Raw genomic sequence first — 15,328 nt, forward strand, 5'->3', positions numbered from 1 at the left:
ATCTCATCCCAAAGCTGTGCGTACTATCCCAACTCCTTCGTTAAAAAATACCTTTGATGCCCTTTCGGGAAATCCTTCAATTCCCCGAACATTTGATACGCCTGCTTCTTGTAAAACTCGGGAGCCTGAAAACTGAACGTGTCCAAATAGGCGTGTTTCGCGCCGCGGATGCGGGCTTCCTCCTCGGCGAGTGCCAGCAGACGGCTGCCATAGCCGTGACGGCGCAGGTCCGCCCGCAGCCACATCAAGTCGATGTAGAGCCAGTTCCAATAGGTGAGGGCAATCACCCCACCCACGATCTTTTCCTCCGCATCGTAGACGACGAAGCAAATCCGCTTGGCGTTTTCTTTGCCTGCCTGCTCTTCGTTGAACGAATTGATCCCGCCGCCGATGGCTTCCCAGATGGGGTCTTCGATCTTTTCCACTTGCTTGATCTGATAATCGTCCATGAGTGCCTCCACTCTTTCATCATACACCCACTGGGAAGGTTTGAATTTACCGGTTCATTGGATATTGGATATCTCGGTTCTTATCCCCACATCAAACCCACGAGGACTGAAACCGAAGTCCCCCAGGTTTCTTCGTTTTATATTACCAAATCGTTTCCAACCCACTCAATACAATTTTTCGATCTCGGCTAATTAAGGGCAGATTCAGAGCCAGTGCAGTAGCCGCAATCACGCGGTCTGGCAGGTCGGGAATGTCATCACGCAAAACATTCGCGATCTGCTCTACAACGTCCATGTTCAGGTCAGCCAATACCAGTCCGCTTTCGCCTGATTTCAATTCCTCCTCCAACATGGACTTCATTTCGGGTGAAATTCGTCTCTTCTCCATCAGATAGACGATTTCAACCAGACAAATCGTCGGAACATAAATACGAATATCGCCCTGGTCGCACGCGTCAAATGCGGCGCGGGCTTGCGAACCAAGGCGAGGACTATTTTCCAGATACCAGATCAGAGCATGAGTGTCGGCAACGTAATCTGTCATTAAATATCACTCCGAGGGAAATTATTCATCATCCCCTTGCGCACCTCGGAAATATCCTTTGAATTAACACCAGCGCCAACCCACAATCCACGCAGAGATTTACGTGGGCGGGCTTTACCAAGGCTTTTCTCAATTTCAGGCAAGGCAAGTGAAATAATCCTCAACTGCTCATTTGGCGGGAGTTGACGAAGCATTTTTAAGACATCGGATGTTGTCGGTGTAACCATAAATCACCTCACAGGTCAATTATACACCGTTGATTTTATCTCCAACCCAATCCCCTCTTCAAAACTGCGCGGACTGAAACCAAAATCCCTTTGGGCTTCTTCATTGGAAAATGCCTTGTTTTCATTTAATCTCAGCACCTGTTCGGCTTTGATGGGCAGGCGCAGTCGTATCCGCTCGGTGAATTGCAAGGCGCGGACGATGGGCATGTAAGGCAGATGAAGTTTCCAGACGCGTTTGCCAAGCGCAGATGCCACCGTGTCGATGACCTGGTTATAGGTCAACGGGTCTTTGCCTGCGATGTTGTAACTCCTGCCAATGGTCGCGTCTGTTTGCAAAGCGCGGAGCACGACTTGAGCGACATCGTCCACGAAAATGGGCTGTTGCAAAGACTCACCGTCCCCGAAGATGGGCATGACTGGTGTCAGGCGCAGCAATCTAATCAACCGCCACATGTTGCGGTCACGCGGTCCCCCGTAGATCATGGTCGGGCGCAGGATCGTGTAGTCCAGTCCGCTGGCTTGGATGGCTTCTTCGGCGGCGAGACGCACGGATTTGCTGCCCGCGTTCAACTGGGTGAAAATGGCGGTGGTGCTGATGAAGATTCCGCGCTTCACGCCCGCCGCTTTTGCGGATGCAATGATATCCTCCGCGTGCCCGAAGCCGAGCGATGCGATGTTGACGAGTGCATCCACGCCGCGCAGGGCGGCGGTCAACGCTTCGGGGTTGGATAAATCTCCAGTCACCCACTCAACTGTCAGCGCGGAAAGAGGCGCGCGGTCGCTGGTGGCACGAGTCAAACAGCGGACTTGGTATCCGCTTTGTAAAAGAAGAGGGACGACACGTGAGCCGGTAAATCCTGTCGCACCTGTGACGAGTACTTTCATAAAAGATTCAACCACAAAGGGTCACGAAGGAAACCCTTTGTGATCCTTAGTGCTCCTTTGTGGTTAATGATTTTAGCAAGTTGAGCGTTTCATTCAATTTATCACGTCGATCTAAATTCTTAACTAAATACTCGCGCGCATTTGCGCCCATCTCTTTGACCTTTGCGGGATTCTGCGACAGTTCGAGAATCTTCTGCGCGAGCATGGCATCATCTGCCGGATGGACATATACGCCGCCCTGCGAAGACTCGATCAACTCACGGGTGATGCCGTCAATGACGATGATGCTGGCGCGTCCCGCCGCCATATAATCGAAGACCTTGTTGGGGTAGGTGGTGCGAAAGGCGGGAATGTCCTGCAGGATGGCGAGACAGGCATCCGCTGAGGCAACGATGCGGGGCATGTCCTTTTTGGGGCGCGTGCCTGCGAAGAGGATGTTGGTGAGGTTTAGGCGATGCGATTCGGACTCAAGCCGTGCGCGTTCCTTACCATCGCCGAAGAGGACAAAATGAATTTTGTCGTACGGTTTCAATCGTCCAGCAGCGCGCAAGAGCGTGTCAATGTCGTTGGCTTGACCAAGCGCGCCCGCATACAAGACCACGAATTTATCTTCGACGCCCAGTTCCCTGCGAATGGATACACCGTCGATGGACGGGTTGAACATGCCCACGTCCGTGCCGTAGGGGATGTAGGTCACTTTGTTTTCGGGCACACCTTTGGCAAGCATGTAATCGCGATAGGCGGGCGAGTTCACCAAAATATGAGTGGCGCGCGCATACAAAAATTTTTCCAGCCAGCGCGAGAGCGCAATGATGAGTGGATTCTTCAACACGCCCATGCTGATGCCGAACTCGGGCCACAGGTCACGGACTTCGAGCAGGAAGGGCGTGCCGCGCAGAGCCGCCACCACCCACGCCGAAACCGCCTGAAAGATGGGCGGTGTGGTGCCCATCACCAGATCCACATCCCTGACGCGCAGCGCCGTCCAGATCGAAGAGAACATAAAACTAAAGAAGGCAATCACGCGCCACACGTAATTACGATGAATGGCGGGATACATGTATGAACGCAAAACACGAATGCCATCAAAATTCTGTTCGGCATACAGTCCGCGCCGATCCACGATGCGCTTGCCCGTCTGATAATTCAGGTCACTGGCGACGATGACGAGTTCATGTCCGCGGGTTTGCAAAAATTGCGCCATTTCGAAATGACGGGTGTGCCCTGGTTCTTCAGGTGAAACGAAGACTTGATTGATAAGCAGGATTTTCATGCGCAGGTGCGATTATACCCAGCGCGGTCACAAATTGCACTTATTAAGAAGGGGGAAAGCGCAATCTGTACCCACGGGCATGATATGACCGTGGGTATTATATAAACCCGCTTCATTTTACGGGATAGTTGATACACTTCGAGTCAGTTGGCAGGTGGCTGGGAGCGGGTCGCGAAAAGGAATGAATGAAGAATAGTTATTAGCGGTCTTGCATTTGCCTTGTTACCCTCGCCAGGTATTTATGCAGGCATCGTTACCACTATTCTGGCTACACGCAGCACTTAATCCTGATAGTCTTTGAGAGTCCCACTGCATAGAATTAGCCTTGAAGAAAGGAACATCTAGAATGGAAATTCCAAGACATTGGCGACTCAAAAAACAACGATACGGTCTCGTAGGCGAGGTCTGCCCGCACTGCGACCATAAAATCTTTCCCCCGCGCGACGTCTGCCCAAACTGCGGCGACGAAGCCAGGGACTTATTTACATTCAACGGCAAGGGTGAAGTGTATTCCTATACCACCATCTACGAAGCCCCCGCTGGTTATGAAGCCAACGCTCCCTACACCGTGGCACTGATCAAACTGGACGAGGGTCCCATGCTCACCGCGCAGCTGACCGACGTGGACAACTCAGAAGTCCAGATCGGCATGCCCGTGGAAATGGTCACCCGCAAGATGAGAAACGACGGCGACGAGCGCGGGCTGATCGTATACGGGTATAAGTTTAGACCCACATTGAACCACATTTAATACATACCACACCCTGTCCCCATATATGGAGATAGGGTGCCAAGAATAGAAGAAAACTCTCCATATAGCTGAATGATCGTGTACGGGAATGGAATTTCTCTCATAAACGATCATGCCGCACTTTCCATTGAAGATTGCAAATTTAATGGAAAAACGCCTTGATAATCCTTTCCTTTTCTCAGGATTGCCAAGGCGCTATTCTTTTAATTAGAAGCTGCTCGCTACAACCGAACTACAATATCACCACCATTTGGAAAATCCAGTAGTTGTTTTCTCACTTCCTGATCCATGATTTTGGCTCGAAACTCCACCTGAATGTCTCGCTTGCCATTGATCCTCGCTTCGGCTACCAGTTCATCCACCAATTGTTTTTTCAACAAAAAGACATGATGCTGCTCTTCGGGAGTCTTGGGCATAGCGTTGTTCAATTCTGCCATCCCAACTTGAAGATTCGACACATACTCCTTGACCTTTTCTTCCCAATCCAACCTGGCATAGGTGTCTATCTTTTGTTCCAAGGCTGTCAGCCTGCGCTTCAATCGTTCTTCTACTGTATACAGTTCACGCATCCGCGCATCAAATTCGGCATCCGCCCTCATTTTTTTACGGGCTTCCGTGATCACCTGCTGGCGCTTGGTGGACTCTTTTTCCAGTTCTTCAAGAATCTGTCCCCGATCTTTTTGTAGGTGTTCATACCTTTGCTTGAGTTGCTTGACCAGGTCTCTGGCTTGCGCATTCAGGAATTCCGGGTTCATGACGAATTCATACAATTTTTCCCAGACCTGTGTTTCCGCTCGTTTGGCGCTCACGGATTTCGGACATTTTGGCGGCCTGAGTTCCTTATGGGGTTGTGGGCAGAAATAGGTACTGATCGGGGTCTTGCGCTCCACCCACTCCCCCTTGCGGCTGTTGCGGTGGGTGGCTGTGCGTGCCCGCCAGGTCAGGTTGCAGGCACATTTCAGATGCCCGGATAGCAGGTAGTCATTTTGCTTGCGGTGTTTGGGGTGGGTCTTGTTTTCTTCTCGCATCTTCACAAACAATTCATAGGTAGGTATATCGATGATGGGTGCAACAGGGATTTGGAAAGTCTGCCCTGCACGGGAATATGTTTTGAATCCATAAGCATACTCTCTGGCAGATTTGAGTATAGCCTGAATACTGGACCGGGACCATTGGATGTGTCGGGGAATGCTGCTCCCCTTTTGTGGAGCAGCCGCAGCGATCAAGTGTTTTCGAATTTGATTGAGGGGAGTTTTTTGAACGTACCATGCAAAGATTTGATGTACCCATTTCGCTTCTTCTTCGACAATGTGGATATTTTCACCTATGCGAATATAACCGTAACGGTCTTGTCCCGTGTTTGCTTTACCCGCCTTAAGCCGCGCTTTGACTCCCATCTCCATCCGTTCTTTCATTCCGTCTAATTCCATTTGGGCTACCCAGGCGCGGATAGGGGCGATCTGGGGATCGAAATTTTCTTTTGCCAATAGGATTTCGATCTTATATTCCTGGACAGTTTCCAAGACTGTCAACATCGCTCGTATTCCGCGATACAACCTGTCCTCTCGCCAGGCAAGGATGACATCGAATTCAGTCCGGAAAGCATCCTTGAGCATTGCCAATAGACCGGGACGATCTGAACGACTGCCTGAAGGTTCGACCAGTTTGTTGCCTATCCTATACTTTTCCACATCGCGATAAACACGAACCACTTGCAATCCTTTTTCTTTTGCCATAGTTTGGCAGTCACTCTCTTGCTCGCTGGGACTGGATTTTCCTCCCTGGGTTTCAGAAGAAGTACGGATGTAGATCACTGCTCTGCCAGACATTTGAAAACCCTTCATAAGAACATAAAACCTGCCAGTTCAACGATACATGAGCTACTGAATAGGTGATGCCGAAGTGTCGTTAAGAAATTGCAACTTATTGCAACGATGAAACTTTATGAATAGCATAACCAAAACGGCGGCGAGGTTTGTACAGTCTCGCCGCCGTTTTGATCCTTGTGATCTTACGGTATCCAATTGGACAATACGTTCACAACCAAATCAGAATTGTTTGGGTCGTTCGTTTTAAGATGAACCGCAAAATTGTGTGGACCGTCCATACCCTCGTGCATCATGAAGGCAGTGGATTGAACGATCGTGCTTTCACCGGGTTTGAGTACCATCGAACCGATGGTCAATTCGGGGGGTCAGCATCCCTCCACAACTTCGACATATGGTTCTTCCTTGAAACGCAGTGTGCCATCACCGGTGTTGGTGACCTTGATAGCAAAGGTCTTTTCCACGCTGAACTTCACATCGCCATAATCAATCAACCGTTGATCCACTGCGATGGATGGCGTGCCGCCTCCATCACCCCCTTGACGTGCGAACAGAAATACGGCAAGAGCAACAAATACCCCGCCCAGCGCCAGAAACAACCAAGGAAATTTCTGCTTTTGTTTCTGTCTCTTATGTTTTTTACTCATAGAGCCTCCTTAATTTTGATATTCAAACTGGAAAGAATAGATGTATGCGATCAGGTCCCAGATTTGTTCTTCGGTGAAGATCGAACCCCACATGGGCATGCCTGTGCCCATGCCGCCGCGCAGGATTTTCCCTTGTAACAAAGCGGGGCTTGCACCAAGCATGCGGTGTGGATCAGTGAAATCTACGGGACTCTGCATCACCATGTCCATTGCGCCCTCCATCGATTGCATGGAGGACTCGCCTGCTATTGCCAGGTCGTCGGCAAAGACCCCATCCCCTGCGCCGTTTTCCCCGTGACAGGCGGCGCAATTCTGGGCATAAAGTTCTTTCCCATTGGCAAAGGACACAGATGTCGTATTGGACTGCCAAATATAGGCGACCACATCCCAACGTTGTTCTTCTGTGAGGGAAGTATTTTTCAGTTCGGTAAACACATCATAGGGTGAATGTGTCAGATAATCTTCACGAGATAAAGTAATCGAGTTGGTCGCTGTCAACGGCTGACCGTTAATCGCAGAAGGTTGATCAGCAGGTATCAATGGCGCTTCATGTGGAGCGTCAAGGTCAAGGTCGAGGGAAACGTAAAGAGGCGGCGAAACAGGCTCAGGGTCCAAGGGTGAACCGCTGACTTCTATCGTGCCGCGCATACGCCAGTGGTTAAGTCCACACCAGCGCGTGCAGTAGAAGGTGTATATCCCAGGCTTGTCGAAGTTCAATGTAATATCCGTGACTTTGCCTGGGAGGATGTCCACGCTTTGCATGTCCATCTGACCGACTGCAAAGCCATGTACAACGTCATCGGAAGTGATCTTTAGATGAAGGGGCTTGCCAACTTGTGCTTGAATGATATCGGGATTCCAGCCGCCATCCTCCGCCATGCGTGCATGGATCAAGGGTGTGCGTGCCCAAAGGAATAATGGCGCGCCAACCGCGAGGAGAATTCCTGTGACGATCAGAAAACGGGCGATGAGTTCAGGTCGTTTCATAGTAATAACCAGAGCATGAGACACGTGGCAAGTAAACAATATACGATCACCGGGATGGGTGAAACTTTCACTTCCCCGGCGGCTTTTTGCGCGGTGCGAGCCGACCAGATCAAGCCGCCGACCAGCACCAATGTTTGTGCGGGTGCGAGAATAGAGGTGAGCATCGGCTGCCATGCCATATTCGCTGTACCAAAAAGATTCCAACCAAGACCCAGCGGATCGGATAGAGCGGCTATGATGTAGGATGCGTTGGTGAGAACGAAGGACAGGCTGAATGCCACCCAGAACATCAACCCCAATGGAATGAGGGCGGTTGAGAGTGACGCAAAACGTTGTTTGAGCGGCAAGGCGTTCTTCGTATTTAGAATACCAAGCGTGAACAAACCAGGCAGAACAACGAAGATGATAGCAAGAAAAACAACAGCATAAATGAACCATGCTCCAGAACCAACGTTGTAGGCTGCATCTTTGAACGCACCCCACGGACCAAGCAGAACGCCTGCATAGATGATTGCCGAGCCAAGCATAATGAACGCCTTGAAGGCTTCGTCCATGCGAGTCGATGGTTTAGCGAGATCAGCAGAGAAAGGACGCAGGTTGACGGCGATATTATCGTGCGGGCAGGTGCGGATACATTCCATGCACAAGCCGCAATAGGTGTTCTTTGTCAAGCCGCCAGGGAAAATATCCCACGGACAGCCATAGCCTGTGGATGAGCCGTTGTAGCAGGGCTTGCCTTCACAAGTGACACAGACCTGCTTATCCTTGATGCGCAATTCGACGGGGGCGGTTTGTGAATACAAACCGATAAATCCGCCAACGGGGCAGAGATAGCGGCAAAAGGCGCGGCGTTCGAAGACTGTGCTCAATCCAATCGCAGCAAAGAGCATGGCGGCAAGCACAATGCCGGTGATGTTCGGGGTGGTGAGCAGAACACTGCTGAAGAGAGCCAGAAGCAGGAATGAAATATTCTGCAACCAGATATTGCGGAACATCTTCGGTACACGGAGATTGAGCCACTTCGGTCTTTTGTCGGGGGGACTCAACACTGCGCCGCGCTGTAACCATTCCCCTGGCAGCGGGATCGGGCAAACTGCGCACCATCCCCGCCCGAAGAAGGGAACCGCGACCAGGATCAGGAGCGCCCACCATGCGATCCATACAAAGACAATGCTAAAGTTATGACTCCCAACTGGGGTTCCGATGAGTCCCGCAAGGATGGCAAAGATATATCCGATCAACATCACGATGAAGACTGCCAATTGCGGGTAACGGCTTTTGAGAATGTTCTTTATAAAAGGGATACGGGTAAGTTCGATCTTCGCCATAATAGGACTACGCTTTTTGTTTTCTGGATACCGTCATACCAAGCACAGCCAACGCTGCCAAACCGATGGAACGATAGAGCCAGTTGTTTGAACCGACCGTCAACTTGCCGATCATGAACGGATGCATGGCTCCACAGGTGATGTTGCATCGAAAGCGGAAGGAGCCGGGTTTATCAGCAACGAAAGTCAAAGTCGCAGATTGACCTGGATCCGCTTCGACGGAAATATCGTAGTCATCCACATAAATGCCATGTACTACATCGGTACTCACCAGTTGGATGGTTACAGTGTCGCCGGGGTTGACTTTAATCTCAGAGGGAGAATAGGCAAATTGGTGCGCATCAATCTCAAAGGTCCGTTCTTGAGGCGTGATGGGCTGGGCTGGCAGCGGCGCGAACGCCACCACCAGTCCAGCCGTTACAAGGAGGAGAAGAGAGAAATGAAAGCGCATGAGGTTATGGGATGTTGGTCGGTCCGTATTTGGAGTAGGTCGCATCTACATATGCCCTGGCATCCTGCGGACTTTTGCCGTCATTCAACATGCGCATCACATCCTGTGTGATATCCACGCAGATGGAGCAGCCGAGGGCGTGATTGTCGAAGGTGATCTTCCCACCGGCGTCCACGTTCGAAACGTAGCAATCGTAATTGGAGGTGTGACCGATGTCGCCGCATCCGCAATAGCAAGGAATGTCCTGCATGATGTCGGGGTTGGCGACGTTGAATTGATAGGCTTCCTGCACCGCCACAGGCGCAGACTGAACGTCCATCGGCATTTGATCCATAGGCGCCATAACAAGATGGACTTCACTTGAACTTGATGTGGAACAGGCTGATACTGCTACACCAACCAGCGCAAGGACAATCAAGAGGAAAAAGAATTTGTTTAGTTTGGAAAACATATTGAGCCTCCGTGTTCGGATGGCTCAATAGTAATCTGACAATTGAGTTATCTCCAGCGCAGTACGGCGGGTGGGAATATGCGCCAAATGGCTTATGATAAATGTCATAGCTGTGATTTCGGCTTCTAACTTGAAGATAATATGGATTTTTGAATCATGGGACAATAAAAATCCGCGTTCCATACCCTGGGGTAAAGATACGGTCGGGCTTGTGCAAAGGCAGAAGCCAGCGGAATATCCATTTGGCTTCGCTAATGCGCATGTTTATGCATCCACGACTCATGGGGGTGCCAAAATTATCATGCCAGTATGTGCCATGAATTGCCACGCCCGATTCGGTAAAGAAGCTTGTCCAAGGCACGCCAGGTAATTCATAATCATCCAGACTGGCAAATAGATTTCCATTCCCCATATGTTTGGAGGGATATTTTGACATGATGCGAAATTCGCCGCCTGGTGTTTTCGTTGAAATCACCTTGGGGCTTGGGCGCCCAGCCGGGATGCCTGAGGAAATATTCGTCTGAAACGAGACTTGGTCATATTCATAAGCTGTCAATATTTGGGTGGACAGGTTGACTTCTATACGTTTGTCCTCAAGAGGCACATTAGGGGAAATGGGCGTCCATTCTTCCAATGGGATCGGGCGCAGGTGAATCGCCAACACATGATATGAGAAGCCAACCAGTTCATCGAATATCCGATACCAGGGCTGACCATCCGGACCTTCGTCAATCCCATCTATCCAATGCACGGATCCATAATAAAGCCGCAAGTTGGGCTGCCAACCATAGGTCTTCGTGTAACGCATTGCTTGGGTATAGGGCACTGTCAATTCGGATAATTGCCGCGTCCCTTCCGGGATGGTTGTCAGTGGTTCATTAAAAAGCATCTTGATCTTTTGCAAACGCGCACGGTGCATGTACCCACCCCACACGCGATACCAGATGGGATTGTAAGCCGGCATACCAGAATTAACCTCTTCATAAATATTAACCAATTCGTCCCTGAACCACTGTCCAACGATCAAACTTTGATCGTTGGGAGCTTGAAATACACTGACAGAATTGGTTGTCACACGCGCCTGTTCTATATCATCGAATCTTCCCAAGTTGGGCAGGAATGGAGAAAATACAAGTCCTGTCAGAGACAGGGAACTCAGTTTAAGAAAATCGCGGCGGGAGATAAGTGCCATGTTCGCTTTCTCAAATCAACTTACGGCAAATAGGATATTGGATTCAGAAAGACGCCATTTAGAAGAATCCGGAAGTCGACGTGGTTGCCGGTCGAATTACCTGTGCTGCCAGATTCGGCAATCTGTTGTCCCTTGCCAACAGTCTGCCCTGTGCTGACCAGGTTAGCTTCGTTATGTGAATAATAGGTCTGATAGCCATTACCGTGATCGATGATTACCATATTGCCATACCCGGTATCATCCCAGCCTGAGAAGACCACCGTGCCGCTATCGGATGCAAAAACTGGTTGACGGAAGTCTGTGGCTAGATCAAGAGCAGGATGACCGCTCCAGTATTCTTGGGAAAGAGAGTAGGCGTAGACGGGCCAAATAAAGGTGCCTGTTCCAAGGTTTGGAACATCGCTGGAATAACCCCGGCCATTTGACCCTGCTTGAGATGCGGCTGGCGCCTGTGCTTCTGACCATGAGATGGGGGCGACGCCATTGGGAACGATGATCTGCTGTCCCACGGTTAATTGAGGCGGCTTCGTCAAATCAAAATTATTACCGAAATACTCAAGGATTTCCTGTGGGGGTGTCTCGTGAAGACCTACAAGCGTTTCGAGCGTATCGCCTTCTTGAACAGTATGCAATACACCATCCACCGGCAGGATATTCACAGTATCACCAATTCGTAGGCTACCTGCCATCGCATTTAGATTCTCGTTAGCCCATAAGACGGTTTCCGGTTGGATGCCAAACTTCTGCGCTATGGACCAGGGCGAATCACCCGGCTGTATTCTGTACTGGAACACCTTGCTAGTCGAACGCTCTGGGATGTTGGTTTTTAGCTGTAAGCGTCGTAGAATGCCAGCTTCCATTGACTGAATCTTTAAATTTGCATCCAAGGGCGGCAGAGTTGGTGTGTTGTTGCTAGTCTCAATTTGGGAAGTCGATGCGGCGACTGTCTTTACAGGGTTTGCTGAAAATACATAGGCTGCAACAATGGATGCAACACAGCCCGCCACCAATAGGAGGTTGAATATTTGTTTCATCTTGGTCTTTGCATGGTTTCGATAGCGACCGTGGAAAAAATCGATCGTGCTTTCACTTGATAATATTGCCTTGGGATGCAAAAGACCAGCGCCATCTTGCCGGTCTGATAAATACGCAAAATGGCGCATGGAGTTAGGTTTCAATCCGGACGGAATACCTGCGCTTCTTTTGAGAATGCCGTCAAACCGCAGAAATAAATTTTTTGGGATCATTCACAAATTCATCCCGACAGCCGCGCGCACAAAAATAATATGTCTGCCCTTTCCATTCTGCACGGAACATTTTCTCGCGCTCGACTGACATGCCGCAAACCGGGTCAATCGCCATCGTGACTGTTTCTTTAAACTCACCATCTTCGAGCCATAATACGCGGTCGGCGATGTCTTTAATACGCTGGTCATGAGAGACGATGACGACACTGCGCCCTTGCTCTTTGGCGATGTGACGAAGCAGGCGCATGATTTCATGACCAATCTTTGAATCGAGATTTGCTGTCGGTTCGTCAGCGAGAATCAGGCTTGGGTCGTTGACCAGGGCGCGGGCAATGGCGACGCGTTGTTTTTCTCCACCGGATAATTTCTCGGGGAGAAAATGCAATCGTTCGCCGAGCCCAAGTTCGGTTAAGAGCGAAGCGGCTTTTCGTCTCGCTTCGCCAGATTTCGACCCTGCAAGTTCTGCCACGATGGCAACGTTTTCCAATGCAGTCAGCGCGGAGAGCAGGTTGAAATCCTGAAAGATAAAACCAAATTGTTTGAGGCGAATCTCAGGCAGGCGGTTTTCTGCCAGCGCGCTGAGGATCGTTCCGTTCAAATGAATCTCGCCTTCAGTGGGTTTGAGCAACGCGCCCAGCATGGATAAGAGGGTGGTCTTGCCTGAACCGGAGGGACCCATGATTAACACGATCTCGCCCGGGTTTACGGACAACGACACATCATGCACTGCGGTGACTTCGGTGGAACCAGAGCCGTAGCGTTTGCTCACATGATTGATTTGCAACGATTTATTGTTGGAAGAAGTAAACATGCTCACCTGCCTCGAAATACCATCACCGGGTCCAAGCCCGCAATTTGACGAATGGGAATCATGCCGGAAATTCCCGCAAGGATAAGGGACGCGCTGGCAACCTTAAGTAATGAAACGCGACTGACTACCATTGTCAGATTGACACCAAGCACGGGAATGATCAGTGATAATAACACGGTGATCGTCAGCCCAAAAAGAAATCCCAGCACGACAGACAACATCGCCTGAGCCAGAACCGTTAGATAAAGATCGCGATTGCGCGCGCCAAGCGCTTTCAACATGCCATATTCCCGACGGCGAGAAAGAGTGGAGGTGTATACGGTCAATGACAATACTGCCAAGCCGATCAAAAAGCCGATCAGATTCATGATGGTGACCAGATCGGTGCTCATATCTTTCACAACTTTGCGCTCCTGCCCGGCAAATTGGTCGCGGGTTTGAACCGTGACATCTCTAACCTGCGCTCTGATTCGATCCGCCACCACTTCCGGTGATTGTCCATCATTGACCTTGACCAGCAGAAAGCTGAAGGTATCGTAGTTCTTGCGTAAATCCTCGAAGTCTTTCATGGAAATAAAGGCAATCGAGTTGACCAGACTGGATGTGCCCTCTGTAAAACCGACCACCGTAAAATCTTTACCGAGGATTTCAACTTCGTCACCCAATCCAATCCCGGATTTTTCTGCTACGCCCCGATCCATGATAACTTCATCTTCGTCCGGTAAACTACGCCCGGCTGAAACGCTCCACGGACCGCCAAGTTCGGCGTCCTCTGTCAAGCCGATGACATAAGCCAGGTTGCGCTCATCGCCTGCAATGATATTATTTGCCAGATAGTGGATGGGTGAAACAGAGTCAACGCCCGGCACAGCTTTTACTTTTCTGGCAACACTATCTGGTAGTGAAGAGGATGCCATGTGCATATTGAACACATCCTCTTGCGAGACCCAAATATCTGCGCCACTATTTTCGATATAAGCCGTAATTCGTTTTTCAACGCCGGTAAAGATGGCATCCAATGAAAGGATGAGGAGCAAGGCAAGCGCCACTCCGCCAGATGAAATAACGAGGCGGATCTTGTTCTGAAAGAGGTTACGAAAGGCGAGTCGAATCATTTCCGAAAGACCTCCGCTGGCGCAAGATTGGCAACCACACGTGTGGGGAAGATCGCAGCAAGCAGTGCCATGCCAACTCCGGCAAGAAGCGCCTGCCCTCCATCCACAAGATCAAAGACAATCAGGAATTGAGGCCTGGCAGACATGATCCATTGAGCGGTAGCGTTTGCCAGCAAGATTCCGAGCAAAGACCCGGCAACCGAGGCAAACAAGGCTTGCGTCAGCACAACTTGATAAAGAAAACGATTCTTCCCACCAATGGCTTTGATCACGCCATACTCGCGTTGACGCTCGATTGTGGCAGTGTAGATAATCAAGCCCACGATCATGGAGCCAACGAGAAAAGATATCCCGACCATCAGTCTGAGCGGCGCAGAAAATACTTTCGCAAACAACTTGATGTCGTTGGCAGACATTTCTTTTTTGGTGAGGGCGTTGACCCCGGAATAATCATTCAACCGCTCGAGGATGCGATCTGTGTCGGCGCCATCCTTCGTGGTGAGCAAGAGGAAACTGGTCGCTTCGGGGGCAAGCAATAACCTCTCTGCATCTTGTTTGCGGATGAAGAAAAAGCTGGTCATCCAGGATGTCGTGCCGCTCGACAAGCCAACGATGGTAAAGTCCTTTCCCATGACTTCCACTTCATCGCCAATCTTCAGCCCGTGACGGTCTGCCAATACGCGGTCGAAGACCATTTCCCATTTTGAAGCTGGTTCGTGCCCGGCAATCAGCTTCCACGGTCCACCACCCTTGCGTGGTTCATATCCGATCATGTAGGTGGGTTGTTTCTTGCCATGCAAGTCAAGAATGACGAACTGTGAGAGGATCGGGGCGACATCTTCCACGCCTCGTACGGTTTCCGCTTTTTGTTCCATCCCCGCCGGAAGCAGCGAGGTGGCTCCAAGCAGGTTGACCACATCTTCCTCCGCTACAACAATTAAACCGGGAGAATGGTCGAGGTATCCCGTGATCTGGCTGTTCATTCCAGCCAGAAATCCTTTCAGGATCAGAATCAACATTACCGCCAGCGCCACTCCAACAATGCTCAACGTCAGACGAGTTTTATCTTGAAAGAGGTTACGGCGCGCAAGTGACACGATCAATTTCCTTTAAGAGAACCGGGGTTATCCATGTTTCAAATATA

At 50.3% G+C, this 15,328-nt stretch carries 17 protein-coding genes; 1 reads left to right on the forward strand and 16 read right to left on the reverse strand.

All coding sequences use genetic code 11. From position 1 onward, the window contains the following. Window positions 1-23 precede the first annotated feature (23 nt). The 5 genes from QY332_15300 to QY332_15320 all read right to left on the reverse strand — a co-directional run bounded on the left by QY332_15300 (window position 24) and on the right by QY332_15320 (window position 3,378). Window positions 24-449 (reverse strand): GNAT family N-acetyltransferase, encoded by a 426-nt coding sequence (locus QY332_15300; GenBank protein WKZ34981.1) that lies wholly within the window; start codon window positions 447-449, stop codon window positions 24-26. A 142-nt stretch (window positions 450-591) separates the two neighbouring features. Beyond that, window positions 592-993, reverse strand: coding sequence for a type II toxin-antitoxin system VapC family toxin (locus QY332_15305; GenBank protein ID WKZ34982.1), 402 nt, complete (start codon window positions 991-993; stop codon window positions 592-594). Continuing rightward, on the reverse strand, window positions 993-1,220 hold the full coding sequence (locus QY332_15310) for a hypothetical protein (GenBank protein WKZ34983.1): 228 nt from the start codon (window positions 1,218-1,220) through the stop codon (window positions 993-995). The genes QY332_15305 and QY332_15310 overlap by 1 nt, the downstream gene beginning before the upstream one ends. 15 nt (window positions 1,221-1,235) lie before the next feature. Continuing rightward, the gene (locus QY332_15315) at window positions 1,236-2,105 is read right to left on the reverse strand and encodes an NAD(P)H-binding protein (GenBank protein ID WKZ34984.1); all 870 of its coding nucleotides are present in this window, start codon (window positions 2,103-2,105) and stop codon (window positions 1,236-1,238) included. A 46-nt stretch (window positions 2,106-2,151) separates the two neighbouring features. After that, a complete protein-coding gene (locus QY332_15320; GenBank protein WKZ34985.1) occupies window positions 2,152-3,378 on the reverse strand; it encodes a glycosyltransferase family 4 protein in 1,227 nt (408 codons plus the stop codon). A 346-nt stretch (window positions 3,379-3,724) separates the two neighbouring features. On the opposite strand from QY332_15320, the gene QY332_15325 reads away from it, so the two are divergent. Then, window positions 3,725-4,129, forward strand: coding sequence for a Zn-ribbon domain-containing OB-fold protein (locus tag QY332_15325; protein ID WKZ34986.1), 405 nt, complete (start codon window positions 3,725-3,727; stop codon window positions 4,127-4,129). A 221-nt stretch (window positions 4,130-4,350) separates the two neighbouring features. Here QY332_15325 and QY332_15330 read toward each other — a convergent pair whose 3' ends face one another. From QY332_15330 to QY332_15380, 11 genes are all read right to left on the reverse strand, one after another. Then, entirely contained in the window at window positions 4,351-5,973 is a 1,623-nt protein-coding gene (locus QY332_15330) for a recombinase family protein (GenBank protein ID WKZ34987.1), read from the reverse strand. Between the two features lie 350 nt (window positions 5,974-6,323). Further along, complete coding sequence (locus tag QY332_15335) at window positions 6,324-6,602, reverse strand: hypothetical protein (GenBank protein ID WKZ34988.1); 279 nt, start codon at window positions 6,600-6,602, stop codon at window positions 6,324-6,326. 9 nt (window positions 6,603-6,611) lie between these two features. Beyond that, window positions 6,612-7,589 (reverse strand): c-type cytochrome, encoded by a 978-nt coding sequence (locus QY332_15340; protein ID WKZ34989.1) that lies wholly within the window; start codon window positions 7,587-7,589, stop codon window positions 6,612-6,614. Next, window positions 7,586-8,917, reverse strand: coding sequence for a 4Fe-4S binding protein (locus QY332_15345; protein WKZ34990.1), 1,332 nt, complete (start codon window positions 8,915-8,917; stop codon window positions 7,586-7,588). Before QY332_15345 ends, QY332_15340 begins: the two co-directional genes overlap by 4 nt. Window positions 8,918-8,924: 7 nt before the next feature. Beyond that, window positions 8,925-9,413, reverse strand: a complete 489-nt coding sequence (locus QY332_15350) for a cupredoxin domain-containing protein (GenBank protein WKZ34991.1) — start codon at window positions 9,411-9,413, stop codon at window positions 8,925-8,927. Then, complete coding sequence (locus QY332_15355) at window positions 9,373-9,819, reverse strand: PCYCGC motif-containing (lipo)protein (GenBank protein WKZ34992.1); 447 nt, start codon at window positions 9,817-9,819, stop codon at window positions 9,373-9,375. The genes QY332_15350 and QY332_15355 overlap by 41 nt, the downstream gene beginning before the upstream one ends. Before the next feature lie 154 nt (window positions 9,820-9,973). Next, window positions 9,974-11,011 (reverse strand): L,D-transpeptidase, encoded by a 1,038-nt coding sequence (locus tag QY332_15360; GenBank protein WKZ34993.1) that lies wholly within the window; start codon window positions 11,009-11,011, stop codon window positions 9,974-9,976. A gap of 20 nt (window positions 11,012-11,031) precedes the next feature. Beyond that, the gene (locus QY332_15365; GenBank protein ID WKZ34994.1) at window positions 11,032-12,258 is read right to left on the reverse strand and encodes a LysM peptidoglycan-binding domain-containing M23 family metallopeptidase; all 1,227 of its coding nucleotides are present in this window, start codon (window positions 12,256-12,258) and stop codon (window positions 11,032-11,034) included. Next, complete coding sequence (locus QY332_15370; protein WKZ34995.1) at window positions 12,227-13,069, reverse strand: ATP-binding cassette domain-containing protein; 843 nt, start codon at window positions 13,067-13,069, stop codon at window positions 12,227-12,229. The genes QY332_15365 and QY332_15370 overlap by 32 nt, the downstream gene beginning before the upstream one ends. A gap of 2 nt (window positions 13,070-13,071) precedes the next feature. Then, window positions 13,072-14,184, reverse strand: a complete 1,113-nt coding sequence (locus QY332_15375) for an ABC transporter permease (GenBank protein WKZ34996.1) — start codon at window positions 14,182-14,184, stop codon at window positions 13,072-13,074. Beyond that, a complete protein-coding gene (locus tag QY332_15380) occupies window positions 14,181-15,281 on the reverse strand; it encodes an ABC transporter permease (protein ID WKZ34997.1) in 1,101 nt (366 codons plus the stop codon). The genes QY332_15375 and QY332_15380 overlap by 4 nt, the downstream gene beginning before the upstream one ends. Between the last annotated feature and the right edge of the window lie 47 nt (window positions 15,282-15,328).

This window comes from Anaerolineales bacterium (assembly GCA_030583885.1).
Lineage (GTDB): Bacteria > Chloroflexota > Anaerolineae > Anaerolineales > Villigracilaceae > Villigracilis.